13 protein-coding genes and 1 pseudogene are annotated in these 17,243 nt (G+C 67.9%); 5 read left to right on the top strand and 9 right to left on the bottom strand.

Features of this window, described 5'->3' with window-relative positions; translation table 11 throughout:
- The first annotated feature begins 75 nt into the window (after positions 1-75).
- Positions 76-837 carry a hypothetical protein gene (locus tag BHS09_RS08475; RefSeq protein ID WP_237080237.1) on the top strand — a complete coding sequence of 254 codons (762 nt, stop codon included), beginning with the start codon at positions 76-78 and terminating at the stop codon, positions 835-837.
- Between the two features lie 204 nt (positions 838-1,041).
- Here BHS09_RS08475 and BHS09_RS08470 read toward each other — a convergent pair whose 3' ends face one another.
- Positions 1,042-2,415 (bottom strand): carotenoid oxygenase family protein, encoded by a 1,374-nt coding sequence (locus tag BHS09_RS08470; RefSeq protein ID WP_140797622.1) that lies wholly within the window; start codon positions 2,413-2,415, stop codon positions 1,042-1,044.
- Between the two features lie 99 nt (positions 2,416-2,514).
- Between BHS09_RS08470 and BHS09_RS08465 the strand changes: the two genes are divergently transcribed.
- The gene (locus BHS09_RS08465) at positions 2,515-3,168 is read left to right on the top strand and encodes a TetR/AcrR family transcriptional regulator (RefSeq protein ID WP_140788851.1); all 654 of its coding nucleotides are present in this window, start codon (positions 2,515-2,517) and stop codon (positions 3,166-3,168) included.
- Positions 3,169-3,304: 136 nt separating this feature from the next.
- Here the strand turns inward: BHS09_RS08465 and BHS09_RS08460 are convergent, their stop codons facing one another.
- Complete coding sequence (locus BHS09_RS08460; RefSeq protein ID WP_161605131.1) at positions 3,305-3,790, bottom strand: outer membrane protein assembly factor BamB family protein; 486 nt, start codon at positions 3,788-3,790, stop codon at positions 3,305-3,307.
- A 429-nt stretch (positions 3,791-4,219) separates the two neighbouring features.
- Between BHS09_RS08460 and BHS09_RS08455 the strand changes: the two genes are divergently transcribed.
- Both BHS09_RS08455 and BHS09_RS08450 read left to right on the top strand, forming a co-directional pair.
- Positions 4,220-6,298, top strand: coding sequence for a sodium-translocating pyrophosphatase (locus tag BHS09_RS08455; protein ID WP_140788848.1), 2,079 nt, complete (start codon positions 4,220-4,222; stop codon positions 6,296-6,298).
- Positions 6,299-6,601: 303 nt separating this feature from the next.
- Entirely contained in the window at positions 6,602-6,805 is a 204-nt protein-coding gene (locus BHS09_RS08450) for a hypothetical protein (protein WP_140788846.1), read from the top strand.
- A gap of 152 nt (positions 6,806-6,957) precedes the next feature.
- Here BHS09_RS08450 and BHS09_RS08445 read toward each other — a convergent pair whose 3' ends face one another.
- The 4 genes and pseudogenes from BHS09_RS08445 to BHS09_RS08435 form a co-directional block, all read right to left on the bottom strand.
- Positions 6,958-10,461 carry an Ig-like domain-containing protein gene (locus tag BHS09_RS08445; protein ID WP_237080236.1) on the bottom strand — a complete coding sequence of 1,168 codons (3,504 nt, stop codon included), beginning with the start codon at positions 10,459-10,461 and terminating at the stop codon, positions 6,958-6,960.
- A 94-nt stretch (positions 10,462-10,555) separates the two neighbouring features.
- The gene (locus tag BHS09_RS39215) at positions 10,556-10,810 is read right to left on the bottom strand and encodes a hypothetical protein (protein WP_237080235.1); all 255 of its coding nucleotides are present in this window, start codon (positions 10,808-10,810) and stop codon (positions 10,556-10,558) included.
- Positions 10,771-11,819, bottom strand: a pseudogene (locus BHS09_RS08440) (serine hydrolase domain-containing protein). The gene BHS09_RS39215 and the pseudogene BHS09_RS08440 overlap by 40 nt, the downstream one beginning before the upstream one ends.
- A 174-nt stretch (positions 11,820-11,993) precedes the next feature.
- Positions 11,994-13,025 carry a GlxA family transcriptional regulator gene (locus tag BHS09_RS08435; protein WP_237080234.1) on the bottom strand — a complete coding sequence of 344 codons (1,032 nt, stop codon included), beginning with the start codon at positions 13,023-13,025 and terminating at the stop codon, positions 11,994-11,996.
- A 74-nt stretch (positions 13,026-13,099) separates the two neighbouring features.
- On the opposite strand from BHS09_RS08435, the gene BHS09_RS08430 reads away from it, so the two are divergent.
- Complete coding sequence (locus BHS09_RS08430; RefSeq protein WP_140797619.1) at positions 13,100-13,945, top strand: dienelactone hydrolase family protein; 846 nt, start codon at positions 13,100-13,102, stop codon at positions 13,943-13,945.
- A gap of 585 nt (positions 13,946-14,530) precedes the next feature.
- Here the strand turns inward: BHS09_RS08430 and BHS09_RS08420 are convergent.
- From BHS09_RS08420 to BHS09_RS08410, 3 genes are all read right to left on the bottom strand, one after another.
- Positions 14,531-15,364 (bottom strand): hypothetical protein, encoded by an 834-nt coding sequence (locus BHS09_RS08420; protein ID WP_140797618.1) that lies wholly within the window; start codon positions 15,362-15,364, stop codon positions 14,531-14,533.
- Positions 15,365-15,599: 235 nt separating this feature from the next.
- Positions 15,600-16,352, bottom strand: a complete 753-nt coding sequence (locus BHS09_RS08415; RefSeq protein WP_237080233.1) for an alpha/beta fold hydrolase — start codon at positions 16,350-16,352, stop codon at positions 15,600-15,602.
- Positions 16,353-16,472: 120 nt separating this feature from the next.
- Positions 16,473-17,225 carry a GntR family transcriptional regulator gene (locus BHS09_RS08410; RefSeq protein WP_140797616.1) on the bottom strand — a complete coding sequence of 251 codons (753 nt, stop codon included), beginning with the start codon at positions 17,223-17,225 and terminating at the stop codon, positions 16,473-16,475.
- Between the last annotated feature and the right edge of the window lie 18 nt (positions 17,226-17,243).

Below are 17,243 nucleotides of genomic sequence, written 5' to 3'. Positions count from 1 at the left end.
GCATCTGTCCTTTCCGTATCGGAACACTTATTACCGTTTAAAACGGGCAAAACTGGCGTGCTATCTTCCGCCGCCATGCGCACGTCCCTCAGCTTCGCGTCCTTCCTCGTCGCTTCTTCCCTCACCGCTGGCTGTCTCGGTCCCGAGACGGACACTGATACGGATGCGGTTCAGTCCATCGAGCAGCAGGCCACGGACCCCTTGTTCCGCGTCCACAACATCGTCGAGGCCGTGCTCCCGGCCGCCAACTACGACGGTGTCGCTGGCAACGAGTGCATCGCGCTCGTGAACCCCGAGCACCGCCTCCGCAAGATCATCGTCGTCGAGACGGCCGGTGCCAACGGCGATTGCGCGCTCAATGCCTACAGCGCTGGCGGCGCCCTCAGCTTCACCTGGGGCGACACCGCCGTCTACCAGGGCCCGGCTGGCATCGCCTCCATCCGCGCCGCGCTCTCCGACAATGACGGCGCCGTGCACCGCCTCACCGGCACGCTCACCTCCGAGGCCACCACCCTCGCCCACCTGCAGTCCTTCCTCACGCAGACCAACACCCAGCAGGCCAGCGCGCTCGCCACGTTCACCTCGGAGCGCGTGCACTCCCGCTACGACTTCGAGGGCCAGGAGCAGGTCTACGCCGAGGCCGCCTACCAGGCCGTCCGCGTCACCCAGCCCTGTGAGACCCCCGGCTACCCGAGCATCGAGGCCCGCGTCCACAACGGCTTCGTCTATGGCTACAAGGCCAGCAACACGGGCAGCTGCCACAGCGGCTGGTTCACCCGGCGCTACGTCTACAACCGCAACTGGCAGCTCGTCGACAGCTACGAGTACTCCGAGTAGTCCGCCACGCCGCGGCTTGATGCGGCAGGCAGTCGCCGTTGCTCATTGATGGCCATGGATTGGCCTCTCGCGCGAAGCTGTCCAGCGGGAGGCCATCCATGAGCGCTCCGTCCAGAAGAGCGGCCGGGCACAGCTCTCCCTCGGGCTGAAGCAGGTTCTGACCTCGCTCCACCAGGCTGCGGCGCCGCCCTGCGCTGAAGGGCATCACATCGCGGCGAAACTGCCGTGAAACGTCACGGGAATGGCCTGGTCGAAGTGAACGGTCGCCAGCGGACCGTCTTCGAGATGCTCGCCGTCGAGCACCGCGACGTAGGAGTGGTCGGTCGTCGAGTCGAACACGAGGTCGAGCACGAAGGTGGCGTCCTGTGACGCTTCGCGCGGCACGAGCACGGGCTCGCTCGGCACATGCCCGGCCGGGAGTACCCACTCGGCGCTCCTGCCCCGGTCGAGGTCGATGCGCGTCACCCCCAGGATGTTCCGGTCCGCGACGTTCCGCTCGGTTTGCGCGAACACCGTGCCGTGCCGCGCGCCGTGCAGTCGCGGATGCACCTGAGGAAAGTCGCAGGGAACATCGAAGAGCTTCGTCTCACGCGTCGTGCCGGACTTCAGGTCGAGCTGCACACGCGTCAGCAATGGGAGGGGCCCGGTCGATTCCATTTCTCCAATCTCCCCGAGCGAGAACTCGGGGTAGCGGCAGAAGTCGACACATGGACCGTCCGCGTCCTCGAAGGCGTTCGAGAAATGCCAGAGCCAGAAGGGGTCGAGCTCGAACGTCCGGGGTGAATGGATGGCATCGAGCGGGACGACGATGAGCCGCGCCCCGAGCTCAGGCCTCCACCGAAAGAGCTGGGTGACATCTCCCAGGCCGACCATGGCGCGCAGGAGATTCAACTGCACGGGACCCACGAACAGGATGAGGTGCCGCTCCGTCGCCATGAAGTCATGCACCATGCTTTGCCAGGGCGCCTCCACGGTGCCGAGCTTCGACGGTTCCCCGTCGTCCGGCAGCGCGTACAGGTCGATGTTCATCTTCCGGCCATACCGGACCCCGAAGTTGAACGTCGTCCGCAGCGAAGCGACACGGTGAGGGTGCGCGGAGAAGGCCCCCGTCACCACGCCCAGTCCCGTGGCGTCGAGCGTCTCCAGCGTCGTGGGGTCCATCTCCTGGAGCAAGCCGTTCTCCATCAGCGCGAAGAGCCGGTCCTTCCACAGGAACGTCGAGGTGTTGCCCGTGGTCTTCGCCGCGTCCCTCATCACCGCCCGCATCCGATCGAGCCACGACGCGGATGACGTGTAGAGAAACCGCCCCGCTTTCTCCTCCGCACGGTAGCCGGCGCTCTCGACGATGCGGCTCGCGCCCTGCGCGCCACGGCCGTCGAAGCGCACCGCCGTCACGGCGCCATCCGCCTCGAACGCATGCGCGATTCGCGTGCCAAAGCGCTCGAAGAGGCCCGGTCCGGCGCGGAACAACGTCCCCCGGAGGGACTCGGGGAGCCGGCCTTCGACCCGCAGCGGCTCGAAGCCATGGGGACGGGAGAGGGACCGCAACAATGGACTCACGGCATTCGCGCTGCGCATCCGCTGCTCCTGGAGCGATGAAATCCGCGTCGAGACACAAAGTAAGTGACTCTTACTTACTTTGCAACAAGGGCCTGTCCATCTACCCTGGCTTCACGCATGGCCACGAAGACGCGAGCACGCCCGTACCACCACGGGGACCTCAAGCACGCCCTGCTGGAAGCCAGCATCGAACTCATTCGCGAGGAAGGCGTCGACGCGCTCACCGTCGCGGAAGTCGGACGCCGCGTGGGGGTGTCCTCCGCCGCGCCCTACAAGCACTTCGCGGACCGCCTGGCCCTGCTGCGCGCGCTCGCGACGGAGGGAAACCGCCGACTCAACGCGACCCTCATCACCGCGACGGAAGGGACAACGGACCCGCACGAGGCCTTCCGACGCTCAGGGGTCGCGTACATCCGGTGGGCCGCAGAGAACCCGGCCCTGTACCGCATCGCGACGGACCCGGCGTACATCGACTACGCGGGCCCGCATCCGGACGAGCAAGTCCCCGAGCCGCTCAAGGGCTCGATGGACACGTTCTGGCCGGCGCTGTCGGAGCTCGTCCGGTCCGGGAGCGCGCTCCCCACCTCGCATCCGCTGATGGAGCAACTACGAGGTCGCGCGCTCGCACAGGGCCTGGCGAACATGTTCGTCAGCGGCGTGTTCGATTCACTCGGAATCGCCACATCCGACGCGGAGCGGCTTGCCCGCGCCGTCACCGGTGAAGACGTCCCGGCCACGACACGCAAGGGCAGGACTTCGCGGACGCGTTGAGCCCTGACGAAGGCACCATGCCCGAGCTGTTCGACCACATCACGCCCAGGGGACGCGAACCTACAAAGCACATGCCGTTGAGATTGATTTGCAACTCTACCCGGCAATCCCGAGCGTGCCAGGCGGGCCCGCGGGCTCAGGTCACCACGCGTGCCCGCGCGCCATGGACCCCCATCTGAAGTTGGAGCGAGTAGATGCCTCCATCCCCATGTTCGCTGCTTCGAGTCCATTGGGGCCGGCCGGAATCCGCCGCGAACGCGACGAAGACGTCTTGGTACGAGACGATGACCTGCCCGTCTTCCACCAGCACCGACGCTGACGTGAAGCTCGGCGCATGAGCCGGCGCCACGCGCTGCGTCCAGAGGGGGCGGCCACTCTCGTAGTCGAGCGCGTGGACATCGAGGAAGACGCGCTTCTTCAAGACGCCCTCGGAGCCGCCCGCGAACACGTACACGCGCCCATCCCGCACCTCCACGTGCGTGGGACGCGGGCGCATCCCTGGGACCGACTTGCCAGGAACGGGGAACGTCCATGCGGTACTGCCGTTCATGCGGTCGTAGGCAGCGACCAGGCCATTGAAAGCCGTGACGAGGAGTGGACTGGACTGGTGCGGTGCGTTCATGCCGCGACCCGTTACCACAGAAGCCCAGAGCCCCCTCCTCCGCCCCCCGGACTGAGCGCACAGCCCTACGGGGCCCCCCGGGAGAAGGCCGCGCCATGGGCGTCGCCTCCGTGGAGACGGGGCCTTGAATACGTACTGGCCCGTATCTTTCGTAGAATCGCGAGTGAGTCCGGGCACTTGGGGCCCATGGTGATGCAGCCACCCGCCCCGCCTGTCGTCTGGACTCGCGCCCCGCATGAGAACCGGCCCGGCGCTGGAGGGTGTGACGCACCCGCCCAGGACGTTGGTAGGACTCCCAACCTGCTGGGGCGCGCCTAGGAAACTCCCAGATTGCGCTGAAATCAACTATACGCGCTCCGTACAAATTTCGCGGCACACGAGCGACCCGGTCGGCGAGGTCAGGCTCCCGGGACGTCTCTGGAGGATTGGATGGAGTTGTCGAGTCTCGAGTCGAGTTTCTGGGCAATCGCACCGGGCGTGGTCGGCGCCGTGGGGCTGCTCTTCGCTGCGTTCTTCTACTTCCGCGTCAAGGCGCTCCCGGAGGGTGACGCGACGATGAACCGCATCGCGGGCTACATCCGCGAAGGCGCGATGGCGTTCCTCGTCCGCGAGTACAAGGTGCTCGCCGCGTACTGCGCGGTCATCGCGGTGGTCATCGGCCTGGCGCTGGGGCCGCTCGCCAGCGGGAGCTTCGTGCTCGGCGCGTTCCTCTCGCTGCTGGCCGGATACATCGGCATGAAGGCCGCGACGTACGCGAACGTGCGCACCGCGCAGGCCGCGCGCACCGGCTCCAAGCCGAACGCGCTGCTGGTCGCGCTCGACGGTGGCGCGGTCATGGGCCTCGCCGTCGCCGGCCTGGGCCTCATCGGCATGGGCGGCGTCTACTACGCATTCCAGGGGCATGCGCAGCTGTCCCCCGTCCTCCACTCCTTCGCCGTGGGCGCCAGCTCCATCGCGCTCTTCGCCCGCGTGGGCGGCGGCATCTACACCAAGGCCGCTGACGTCGGCTCCGACATCGCCGGCAAGGTCATTGAGAACATCCCCGAGGACGACCCGCGCAACCCGGGCGTCATCGCCGACAACGTGGGCGACAACGTGGGTGACGTGGCAGGCATGGGCGCCGACATCTACGAGTCCATGGTGGCCGCGATTGTCGCCGCCATGGCCATCGCGCTGACCGCCAGCGCCGCGGACCTCTCTCGCCTCGTGGTGGACCCCTCCGCGATCGGGAGCGCGAAGGTGGCGGGCGTGGTGATCCCTCTGGTGCTGTCCGCCGTGGGCCTGGTGGTCAGCCTGCTGAGCATCTTCATCGCGCGCGCGCTCAAGCACATGAACCCCGCGCAGGTGCTGCGCAGCGCCCTCATCCTGCCCCCGGTCATCCTGGTGGGTCTGTCCTTCGTGATGATGCAGGTGTTCGGCCTGTCCCAGGCCATCACGGTGGCGCTGGCCGCGGGTGCCTTCGGCGGCGCCATCATCGGCCTCGTCACGGACTACTACACGTCGTCCACGCCGGTGCAGCGCATCGCGGAGGCCTCCGTCACGGGCGCCGGCACCAACCTCATCCGCGGCCTCGCCGTCGGCATGGAGAGCGTGGGCATCCCGATGGCCACCATCGCCCTGGTGGCCTACATCGCCGACCAGGCGCTTGGCCTGTACGGCATCGCGCTGGCGGCCGTGGGCATGCTGGGCGGCACCGCCGTGGTGATGACCGTGGATGCCTACGGCCCCATCTCCGACAACGCCGGTGGCATCTCCGAGATGTCCGGCCTGGGCCCCGAGGTCCGCGCCATCACCGATGAGCTGGACGCGGTGGGCAACACCACGGCGGCCATCGGCAAGGGCTTCGCCATCGGCTCGGCGACGCTCACCGTCATCGCGCTCTTCTCCGCCTTCAACCTCGAGGTCAACCACACGCGCATCGCCGCTGGCCTTCCGGAGATGAGCCTGCAACTGACCAACCCGAACGTCATCGTCGGCCTGCTGCTGGGCTCCATCCTCCCGTTCCTGGTGGGCGCCTCCACAATGCTCGCCGTGGGCCGCGCGGCCGGTGCCATCGTCGAGGAGATTGGCCGTCAGTTCCGCGAGATTCCGGGGCTGATGGAGCTCAAGGCGGACCCGGACCCCAAGAAGATCGTCGACATCGCCACCAAGAGCGCCCTGCGCGAGATGATCTTCCCGGGCATCATCGCCGTCGTCGCCCCGCCCCTGGTGGGCTACCTGCTGGGCCCTGGTGCGCTGGCGGGTCTGCTGGCCGGCTCGCTCGTCGTCGGCGCCACGATGGCCCTCTACATGGCCAACGCGGGCGGCGCGTGGGACAACGCCAAGAAGTTCATCGAGAAGGGCAAGCTGCCGGGCCACGCGAAGGGCTCGGCGGTCCACAAGGCCGCCGTCGTCGGTGACATGGTCGGTGACCCGTTCAAGGACACCTCTGGTCCTGGCGTGGCCATCCTCATCAAGGTCATGAGCGTCGTCTCCCTGCTCGTGGCCTCGCTCATCGCGCTTCGGTAGTCGCACCGGCGCAGCGCCTCGGATGCCGAGGCGCCGCGCCACTCCCGGCAGCTCGCACCGCGCGGCCCATGAGCCGCGCGGTGCTCCGGAGCGCCGGGGGGAGGCCGAGGCCTTGCCTGCCCGGGAGTCCCCTGGGCTGCGGGCGGGCACGCACTACACTCACTGTGTACCGCGACCGCCTGCGCGCCAGTCCTCAGGTCCGGCAGCACCGGCCCCAGCGGCCTGTCGTGCACGTGTTCGCCCCCATGCCCTCGGGTGAGAGGGTGGCGTGTCTCCGTTGTTGTGCTGTCAGAGAGGTGACCCATGGTCCTGGAGCTCTCCCAGCAGCAGATCCACGTCCTCCACGCGTGCCTGTCTGAAAGCATCGCGGAGTTGCATGACGAGGTCCTTCACACCGACGAGCGCGCCCTGCGCGAAGCACTGAAGCTCAGGCTCGACCAGCTTCAGGGCATCCAGCAGCAGGTGGAAGCCTTGATGCAAGCCCAGGAAGGGGCATCTCCTGGCTGAATGCAGCTTCCAAGCTGCCCGAGGCTGCAGCCGAGCCCCGAGCGAGAGACAGCGGTGCTCCAGGTCGATGTCGCGGGCAGCGCGGCGGTCGCCAAGCTGACCTTGCGCACCGCGAAGGCGGACGTCGTCGCTCGCGGGCCAGGTTCAGGCCGTCACGGGCCCCACACGGGCCCGCTTGGAGTGACAGTCATCCCCTGCACCCCCGCGCGCAGCGGCGCCGGGGTGGCCGCGCCGCTGGCGGCGTAGCCGAAGCTGCCGCCTGTGCTCTCAATCCCCTTCTCGAAGCGGACCACCGCGCTTCCGCGGGTTGGGTGACTCAACGTCACGCTGTACGCGGTCGTCGTCTCGTCGAGCGTGAGCTGCAGCGCCGCGCTGTCGGCCACAGCCTTGGCCTGCACGACGTGAAGGAAGTGACTCACCACCTCCCCGCGGGTCTCAATCTCTCCACGGAACTGGCCCACCGGGTACGGGTAGGTGCCATCGCCGCGCACCGGGCCGCGCTCGTCGACGATTCGCCGGACCGGATTGGCTGGAACCAGGGTACTGACCCGCAGCTGCTGCCCGCTACTGCTCGCGGACCAGGTGTTGCCCATGAGCACCGGGGGCTCCGGGAAATGAATCAAGAAGGTCTTGGCAACCGTGGCGTCATCCCGTGCGCTTTCGAGCCGGTCGAACACAATCAGGGTGTCGAGCGGACGCACGAACAAGGTCTCACGCACCACCCGGCCCGCGTGCGGGTTGCCGACCTCGGCCTCTCGGTGGGCCCACTCGGCGTTCAAGTCATACACGCCGGTGAGGTCGACCGCGGCGTAGCTCGCCACTGACGACGACTCCAGGCGCAGCATTCGCGGCGCGTGGTGGTAGTAGCCGACCGTGCCCAGCCCCTCGAACAAGAGCGTGTTGTGCGCCACGGGTGATGCGCAGTCGACCGCCGCGCCACCGGCGTATCCGACGATGGAGTTGGCGTAGCCCACCGTCTCGCGGGTCAGGAACTCGCCCGCGCGCCACACCTGGAAGTTGCCGGAGTCACGGTGCTCATGGCCCGCGTTGGCCGTCACACCGAACTGCAGGTTGACCAGGGTCGCATCGGGCGCCCACGCCGTCTTGGCGTACACCATGCCCAGTCCAGGTGCGTGGTAGTCGAGCGGCAACTCCGCGAGGTCACGTGACGGCACCGCCGCCAGCGTGTCGCTGTAGACGTACCGGATGAGACGGTCGTCAATCGGATGGCCGGTGAGCTCCAGGAAGCGTTTGGCATAACCCGCGACGGGCTGGTCCGACCACTCCTCGATGAGCGGGGCGAAGTAGCTGCCCAGCGACGTCTGCGCGGTGTTGCTGGGATTCCACCGGTTCAGCCAACGCTCGTCGTCATTGAATGGGAAGGTCTCGAACAGCTGGAACTGGCCCCTCCGGCTGGGCCCCGGCGTGGTCGAGTAGATGGACCAGAAGACCGACGCCATGAAGTAGTCGGTCTGGTTCCACATGTCGTGGCCATACAGGCCCAGCGTGGTGAACGGCACCGTCATGTAGCCGAACGTCCGGCGGCCGTAGGTCGAGCCCTCGTGCGGCGCGCCGCCCGCCCCCGGCCCATCCAGATAGGGCCGCAGCGAGAAGGCCCAGCGTGATTTCATCGCGTACTGCAGGAGCTCGTTGGCGAACGGCTGGTTTTCATGCCAGCTGGCAATGGCCCACAGGAGCGCGTTGCGGAAGTACCCCGTGTAGTAGTTGTTGCCCTCCATGCCGATGCCGCCCCACGGATTGGCGTTGAGCGCCTCGATGGCGAAGTTCCACCGGTTGACCAGGAGCGTGCGCTCCGCCGGAAGCAGGTGGGCGAAACACCAGTCGTAGGTGAGGATGACCGCCTCGCCGTACCAGCGGGCTGGATCGCTCGACACCGTGTTCTCGGAGATGGGAATCTCGGTGCGTACCGCCCAGTCAATCGCGGCGCGGCATGACGCCTGGGTACCGGTGAGCAGCGAGTGCATCGCCGCATCGATGGCCTGCTCGGGCGCTTGCACGTTCGCGACGGGCGTGTACGGGTGCTGCGCGAAGTACGCCTGGGCCCGGGCAAGCCGGTCCGCCGTGAACCACACCCGAGGATGCGCCACCGGGATATCGAGCACCACGGGCGGCCCGTTGGCGATGGTCAACATGACTGGCGCCGAGGTGGTCCGGTTGCCGGCGCGGTCCCGCGCCACCGCCGTCACCGGGAAGGTGCCGTCACCCAGCAGGGTGGTGGAGACGTTGATCCAATAGGGATAGCTGAGGTCTTCGCCCCCGAAGTCCTGTCCGTTCACCTGCAACTGCACGCCAGCAATCCTCACATTGTCATGGGCGTCGACCCTGACTTGGAGGGTACCGCCCACCGTCACGCCGCTCTCGGGCGCGACGATTCGGACCTGGGGCGGCGTGACGTCGGGAGGGGGCGCGCTCACGTTGACGGATACCGGCGCGGAGACGGTGACATTGCCAGCGGCATCGCAAGCCACCGCGGTCAGATGCCTGAGCCCATAGGGCTGGAGCGCCTCGGTGTCGAGCGTCACCGACCAGGGTGCGGCCACGTCCGCCGCGCCGACCTGAACGCCGTCGAGTTCGACGTGGACCCGGGTGACGCCCACGTTGTCGCTCGCGCTCATCCGCACCGTGAAGGGACCGCTGACCGTCTCTCCCGCAACGGGCGCGGTCACCTGCACCTCGGGAGGCGTGGTGTCGACAACCGCGTTGGCGACGGTGACGAGGACCGGCGCCGAGGTGGTGAGGTTGCCGGCGGCGTCGCGCGCGTGCGCGGTCAACGAATGGTTGCCATTGCGGAACAGGCGGGTGTCGAGCTGCGTCGAGTCAAGGTCGCGGCCGTCGATGCGCAGCTGCACGCTGGCCACACCGACGTTGTCGCTCGCGTCCACGGCGATGCCGACCACGCCCTGCACCGTCGCGCCCGCCGCGGGCGACGTGATTGCAACGGATGGAGGCGTGGTATCGCTGCGCGGCGCAGGCGGGGTGTACTCAATCGTGAGGAGCGGCCGACGCTCAGGCTGGGTGGCCAGGCTGGTGAAGACCTTGGCCACCTTCCCAATCCTCGAGTTCGCCAACATCACGCCCTGGTTGGTCGACGGGTCGTCGACCCACGACTGCACCACCGCCACGTCGAGTGGCACCTCGTGCACGCTCACCGTGCCCGGAAACGTGGAGACCTCGAACGACAAACCGGCAACCAGGTCCGTCCCCTGCCCGGCCGCCCCCAGCCGGTCCCACTCCAGCCCGTCGTCGCGAAACTGCCATCCCAGTCCGCTGGCCACCAGGTTCCAGGGCGCCTGCACGTACGCGCCTCGAATCGAGAAGTCACTGGTGTAGGTCTCCACCGCGAAGCGCAGCGTCGCGCTCTGCACCACCGCCCCAGCCGGCACGCCCGTCTGCGGGAAGCGCAACAAGGCCTCGACCTCATAGTCCTCGGTCTGGAACACCCCGAGCAGCACCTGATTGCGATGCGCCGCGCCGTTCTGCGTCATGCCTTGGCTGGTGATGGCCACCGCCTCTGACACAGTCACCGGCGAGGTCACAGCCCGCAGCACGGCCCCCGTGCCGGCCTCCGGCGCACCATCCTTCGTGCAGCCCGTGAGCAAGAGCGCGCCAAGCACCGCGGCCCACAACCCAGCCACGCTGTTTATTCTCGAGTTCATTGACTAACAACTATTAGCGCACCGGTAACGGGAAGTCCAAAGGGGCGTCTGCGTTTGCGCTGCCGGCCCTCTGTCAGGGCCGAACCGGGGCACTCGTGCTGATGGCGGGCGGCTGTCGTGACAGGTCCACTCGCTCCGCACGCAGATGGCGCAAACGACGGCTGCGGCCCCTCAGCCCGTCTATCCCACCGGTCGCCGACCGCGTGAAGGTGACCGCGCCGAGCGAGCCGATGAAGCGGTCACCACCGACGGCCTCCAGCACGACCTCATCCCGGCGTGGCCAGCGAATCACCAGCGTGTTGTCCGCGATGCGCACGGTGTACGACATGTCGAGTTCGTCGCTGCGGTAGCGCCCGAGGGCAGGGGCTCCGACACCCGGATGAAGTCCCGCGTGGCCGGCCAGGTAGCCCGGATGCTCAACGCACGCGGGGCACCCTCGGGGGCGGAGAAGCGCCACACGTGCATCGACTCGCCCGGGCGGAATGCGCCTTCGCCGATGTGCACGAATGCCGTGGGCATGCCCACCTGACGCTGCGCCCCGCCCGTGACCTCCAGCCGCTGGTCCGGGAAGAGGAGCGCCTCCGTGCGGTAGCCGGCTTCCATCCCGTCGTGGCTCACGGTTCGCAGCCCGCGATACTCCGACAGATGCAGGCCGCTGCCGTAGCCGGTGACGGTGCCGGTGCCGTCGTTCAACCTGCCGGAGGTCTGCATCGCCGCAATCAGCTCCAGCCCGCCGACGCGCGCGTCGAGCAGGTTCTGCTCCCACTTCAGCAAGTCAGTGATTGTGGTGAACAGACTGGTCGAGCCGTAATGGTCGATGTGCGGCATGCTGATTCTCCAGCCACCGCCTTGCCGGGCGCCGTAGCCCGCCGGGGCACCACCTCGGCGTGGTCATCGTGGAAATGGGTGTCGGCCATGCCAAGCGGCTTGAAGATGCGCTCATCCGCGAACGCTCGCAGCGGCTTGCCGGACACTCGCCGCACGATGGCGCCCAGCAGCGTGTCCGCGGCGCTGCCGTACACAATCTCCGAGCCCGGCTCGAAGTTCACTCCGCGCTGCCGGGTCAATGCCTAGAGGATGTCCACTTCGGTGTACAGGTCGTCGCCACGCCACCCAGCCAGGTTCAACAATGCGCCCTGCTCACGTAGCCCGTTGGTGTGATGGAGCAGGTGCGCGATGGTGATGGTCCATTCATGGACGGGCATCTCCGGCAGGTGTTTTCGGATGTCGTCGTCCAGCGACAGCTTGCCCTCCTGCTCTAGCAGCCGGATTGAGAACGCGGTGAACTGCTTGGAGATGGAGGCGGTGTGGAAGCGAGGCACGAGCCCCCTGGGCATGAGCGCTGGGCCCGTGGAGCCCCCAGGCGAAAGCGAAGGCCACCAGCAGAAGGGAGGGACGAGGAGGTCGCATGCTCGGAAGGCCCCTTGCACGGGTCGCGGAGGGAGGTCGCCCGTATGCGCAGGAGGAGTCCCTACCCGCTGCACTGGGGCAGGACATCTCTGCGAAAGCCCTCATGGTGCCGGTGAGTCGCGCGATTTCAGCGGTGAGCGCCGGGAGCGCGAACTGCTGCTCCTTCCTCGTGGCGTCTCACCCGCGTACCGCCGGAACACTCGGCGGAACGCCGCGGTGTCCGCATACCCCACCCGGGCAGCGACTTCTTCGACCGACGCCTGGGTCGTCTCGAGAAGGTGGGAGGCGTGAGCGATGCGCACCCGCTGCACGAACTCGAGCGGCGTCATGCCTAGGCCAGCCTGCACCCGCCGCGCGAGCGTACGCGTGGAGGTGGCAGCGGCACGGGCGAGTTCATCGAGCGCCAGTTGCCGTCCCAGGTTCGCGGCGACGAATCGCTCCACGGCACGAAGCGCCGGGTCCGAGACGCGTAGGTGCTCCATCACCATGTACCTGGCCTGTGAGACACGCTCGTCGAGCACGAGGTAGCGGGCCACCAGGTGCGCGAGCGATGGGCTCGCGACCCGCGCGACGATGGCCAGCATCAGGTCCGCGTGCGCGAAGGCCGAGCCCGCCGTGAGGATGCCGTCGCTCTCGACAACCATCCGATCCGGCTGGAGGGCGACCCCGGGGAAGCGACGCACGAACGAGGGGACCAGCCACCAGGTCGTCGTCGCGCTCCGCCCCGCGAGGAGGCCGGACGCCGCGAGAACGAAGGTCGCGGAGCACGAGGCCGCGACCATGGCGCCTTTCGCCGCCGCGCGCGCGAGCAACGTGATGCCACGCGCCGCATCGGTCCGCGAGAGCAGCCGCTCGATGGCGCGCTCGCTCGCCGCGGAGAGTCCAGGCACCAGCAACACGTCTCCCGCCTTCACACCCCGGAGGCTCAGCGCGCCGTCCACGGAGACGGAGCGTCCCGTCCCCGAGCGGACCGGCTGACCGTCGAGCGACACCACCCGCTGACGCAAGACCTGGGCGCCTCGTGGAACCGAGGCGAGCCCTGCCTCGACGAGTCGCGCGGCCGTGTCGACCACGTCGAGCCCCACGCCCAGCGAGCCCTCTGCCACGCCATCGAACACGACATGCGTAATCACGGTGGCAAGATTAGCCCGTTCATTGTCAATCTCGCCACTGGTTGCCGGGGGTGGACATCCCGCATCGTCCAGGTATGCACGCATCCACACCTGACTCCACGGCCGACGACCCGCTGGATGACTTCGCCCGACGCCCCCTCACCCTCAACGCCGCCACGCGGACGGTCTACGTTGCCGGCCACGGCCCCGCCGTCATCGTCATGGCCGAGATGCCAGGCATCAGCCCACACGTCGCCCGCTTCGCGCGTTGGGTGCGTGACGCGGGCTTCACCGTCTACATGCCTTCGCTCTTCGGCAGGGACGGTGCCTACCCTCGCGCGGAGGAGGGGCGCGCCATCCTGCAACGCGCCTGCGTGAGCGCGGAGTTCCGAGCGTTCGCGGCGAATGAGTCGAGCCCCGTGACGCAGTGGCTGCGTGCCCTGGCAAGCCTCGCACATGAGGAGTGTGGTGGTCCGGGGGTCGGCGCGATTGGGATGTGCTTCACGGGGAACTTCGCGCTCTCCATGATGCTCGAACGCGCAATGCTCGCTCCCGTCGTGTGTCAGCCGTCGCTGCCCCTGAGCGATACCGGCGGGATTCAGATGGCGCCTGACGAGCTCGCCGCTGTGAAGGAGCGCCTCGAACGTGACGACCTGACGGTGCTCGCCTATCGGTTCGAGGGCGACCGATTCTGCACGGCGCAGCGATTCCAGGCGTATTCGGCCGCGCTCGGAGCTCGCTTCGTTCCCAGGGTGCTGCCTGCGTCCTCCGCGAACCCGACGCCTCCCCCCTTCTTCGCGGAAGTCGTCGGGTGTGCCCACAGCGTCGTGACAGCCCATCTCATCGACGCGGAGGGGGAACCCACTCGCGCGGCGCGAGACGAAATCCTCGCCTTCTTCGCCCAGCGACTGGGACGCGCGGGAGCACCAAGCACGACGTGATGCGCTCAGCCCCCCCCTGGCGTCAGGGGGCCACGCGGGCCCGTGGCGCCAGGCGGACCAGCAGGGCCACCAGCGCCGAGACCGTCGCCAGCACCGTCACCGCCACCCAGCCCTACGGGGCCAGCACGAGACTGCCGCTGGCGGCGCCGATGGACATCCCGATGAACAGAACCGCGTTGAGCCGGCTGCGCGCTGCGGGGTCGATGCCGAAGACGATGGTCTGATGCGCCACGAGTGACATCTGAACGCCGAGGTCGAAACCAATCGCGCTGCCGCCTCGGCAAGGGTCAGATCGAAGTCCGAGTCCCCGTGCGGTCTCTGGAACAGCGTCTTCTCACCGGACGACCAGACCGCATCGGCATCCAGCCGAGGAAAGCGACTCAAGAAGGCCTTCACGTCGAACGCCGGAGCAAAGCCCCGCAGCACGACCACATTCATGTTCGATGTCCCTCGGTGCCACCAGCGTATCTCCCCCAGGAGAAACCGAAGAAGTGGGGGCTCCTCGCTGCTCCCCCACCTGGAATGAAGCGCGAGTGCGCCACCGGGCGATTGCCCCGCGCCGCGGTCTGCGCACTTTACGGCCCCTCAACTGAGGACGGTGCGCAGGTTCATCGGCCCCGCGGGGACACCCACGTCGCGGCCCGCTGGGTCATCGGAGGGCGTCTGCCAGGCATTGGCCTGCGTCACCGTCTTGCCGGTGGCCTCGTTGGAGATGGACATGTTGCCATTGTGGCCCGCGGGGCTGATCTGACTGGTGTTGTAGCCGCTCCACCCCGTGGCGGCGTTTCCGAACGTCGCCTCACCCCACGTCTGCCCGGAGTTCGCGCCTGGCTTCGCCGAGCCGTCCTTCGACACGCACCACGCGACACTGCTGTTGTTGTCGAATGCCACCGTCTGCGACTGTCCGGGCTGGAGCGTGAACGTCTTCGGCGTGCTCTTGTCGAAGTTCTGCCCATCGTTCGGGCCGCCCTTCTCTCCCACCTTGTTCCAGAGGGTGATGGTCTGAGGCTGGCCCGTGGTGTTGGTGAAGATGTTCGTGAACTTGAACTGGCTCTTCTGCTCCGGGGAGATGAGCTGCATGTTGCTGTTGTAGGGTGCACCCACGTTGTTGACGCTCAGCCAGGGCTGACTCGCGTTGTACACAGCGCCGCTGGACGGAGCGCCAAAGCCGGGGCCCGCGTCGCTCACATGGGACGTCGCGGCGGCACGAGGTGCGGAAGACACGCCGCCCAGGTCGATGCCCTGCCCACGCACGGCGGGCTCGAAAGCGTCGGTCATGAGCTTCTGCCAGGCGTCGCTCCGAGGCTGTGACGCCTGCGAGGCCTTCCCGCTCGGCGCCTGTGCTGAGACAGACGGGGCATAGGCGGTGCTCACCTGGGGAAGGGAGAAGCACGAACGGGAGGGGAGCGAGATAGCCATGGCGGACTCCTTGAGACCGGCGAGAGGAAGGCCTGCCCTGGAGGGGCAACCGTGCCGGCTGTGCGCGACGTACCCCGCTGCAAAGCAGGACACATGCCACTGCCCAGGGCGCCATGCGAAGGCGTCCGGGCGATCCAACCTCAAGAAAATCAGTCACTTGAAATACGCATGGAGCCACGCTCACAGGTGACAGCACGCACCACCTGGTGTCTCTGGTCACCAGGTGGGCGCCGCATCAATCGCGCGTCGCCTTCACGAACGCCGCGAGCGCGGCCTCGAACTCCGCCGTCGCTTCCAGGAACGGCAGGTGCCCCACGCCAGGGAGCCACGTGCCCCGCCCCTCACGTGCGCACGCGAGCACCACCTCCGAACTCATGGCCGGAAGGACCACCTGGTCGAGCTCGCCATGGAGCGTCGCCACCGGCCGGCTGCATCGTGCCAACTCCACCGAGTAGTCCTCCACCCGTGAAAGGAGTGCACGGCGGACATGCGGAGGTACACGCAGCATCGCGCGAAGGGCCTCCTCGGCCCGAGATGCGTCGAGTCGTTGCACCGAGCACGCCTCGATGAACGCCCGCGCCGTGGCCTCATAGATGGCCGGGTCCTCCGATAGGAGCCCTCGCGCGTTGGACATCATCCCCGGCCCGAACAACGCTCGCGCAGGCTTCCCCGTCCTGACGGAGGCGGCCACGAAGAAGAGGCCACCCAGCTCGCTATCGCCTCGGTGCCGGAGATAGTCGCCGGCAACGACGCCGCCATACGACCAGGCCACCACCACGGGCTTCTGCAGACCGAGCTGCCCGATGACCGCCGAGAGGTCGCCCGCGAAGTGAGCGCCGTCCACATACGGAGCGTCGCCCTCGGGCTTGTCCGAGTCACCGTGCCCCCGAAGGTCGAGCGCGACCAGGCGGTGGTCTTGCGCCAACCGCCCGTCGAGCACGCCGTGCCAGCTCTGGCGGCTCTGCGCAATGCCATGCAGAAAGAGCACGGCTGGAGCACCTGACGACGGGCCCGACTCACTCACCGCGAGCCGAACGCCCCCAGAACCCTCGACGAAGCAAGTGCGTACCATGGTGCCCACAGCCAGTACGCGCCCGCGGACGGAGCGTCAATCCTTCGCGCGGGGGCTCCGGTTTTTTGTCGGCAAAGCCGCCTGAGTCGCAGTACCCGCCGCGCGCAATCCCGGATGACCCGCGAGGACAAGCTCGGTCGTCCGCGCGATGTGCTCGGTCAGCAGCGCACAGGCCCGCTCCGCGTTCCGATCCAACGTGGCCTTCACCAGGGAGGAGTGCTCATCCTCCACGCTCCGCCCCGCCTTGCCGTACGCCTGCGCGAGCCGGCGGTAGCGCTCCGTCTGGTCGAACAAGGTCGCATGGAACTTGAGAAGCCACGGCGATCCGCACGCACTCAGCAAAGTCGCATGGAAGCGCGCATGCTCGAGTTCCCAGGTGTCGTCGAGCGTTCCGCTCCCGGACGCAGGCGCCCGCCGCTGAAGGCGATGGAGGGCCGCGGTCACCTCGCCCTCCCAGGCGATGTCGCCGTGAGCGATGGCGGCGCGAAGCGCGAGCGTCTCGATCTGCTGCCGCGTCCGCGTCAGGTCCAGCAAGTCAGCCCGGGAGATGGGCGCCACCCGGAAGCCGCGCTGGTCCACGATGGTGACGAGCCCCTCGGACGCAAGACGACAGCACGCCTCGCGAAGCGGCGTCCGCCCGACACCGTAGCGTGGCGCCAGGTGTTCGAGCCGAAGCTTCTCCCCCGGCGGCAATACCCCATCGAGGATGTCACCACGCAGCCGGTCCACGACCGCCGAGGCGAGCGTGGGTTCGGGCACCGGACCACGAATGCGGGATGGAGCAGCCATCGTTCTCCTCACAAACAC

The sequence above is a fragment of the Myxococcus xanthus genome, from assembly GCF_006402735.1.
Lineage (GTDB): Bacteria > Myxococcota > Myxococcia > Myxococcales > Myxococcaceae > Myxococcus > Myxococcus xanthus_A.
This window is presented reverse-complemented; position numbering and strand designations above follow the sequence as displayed.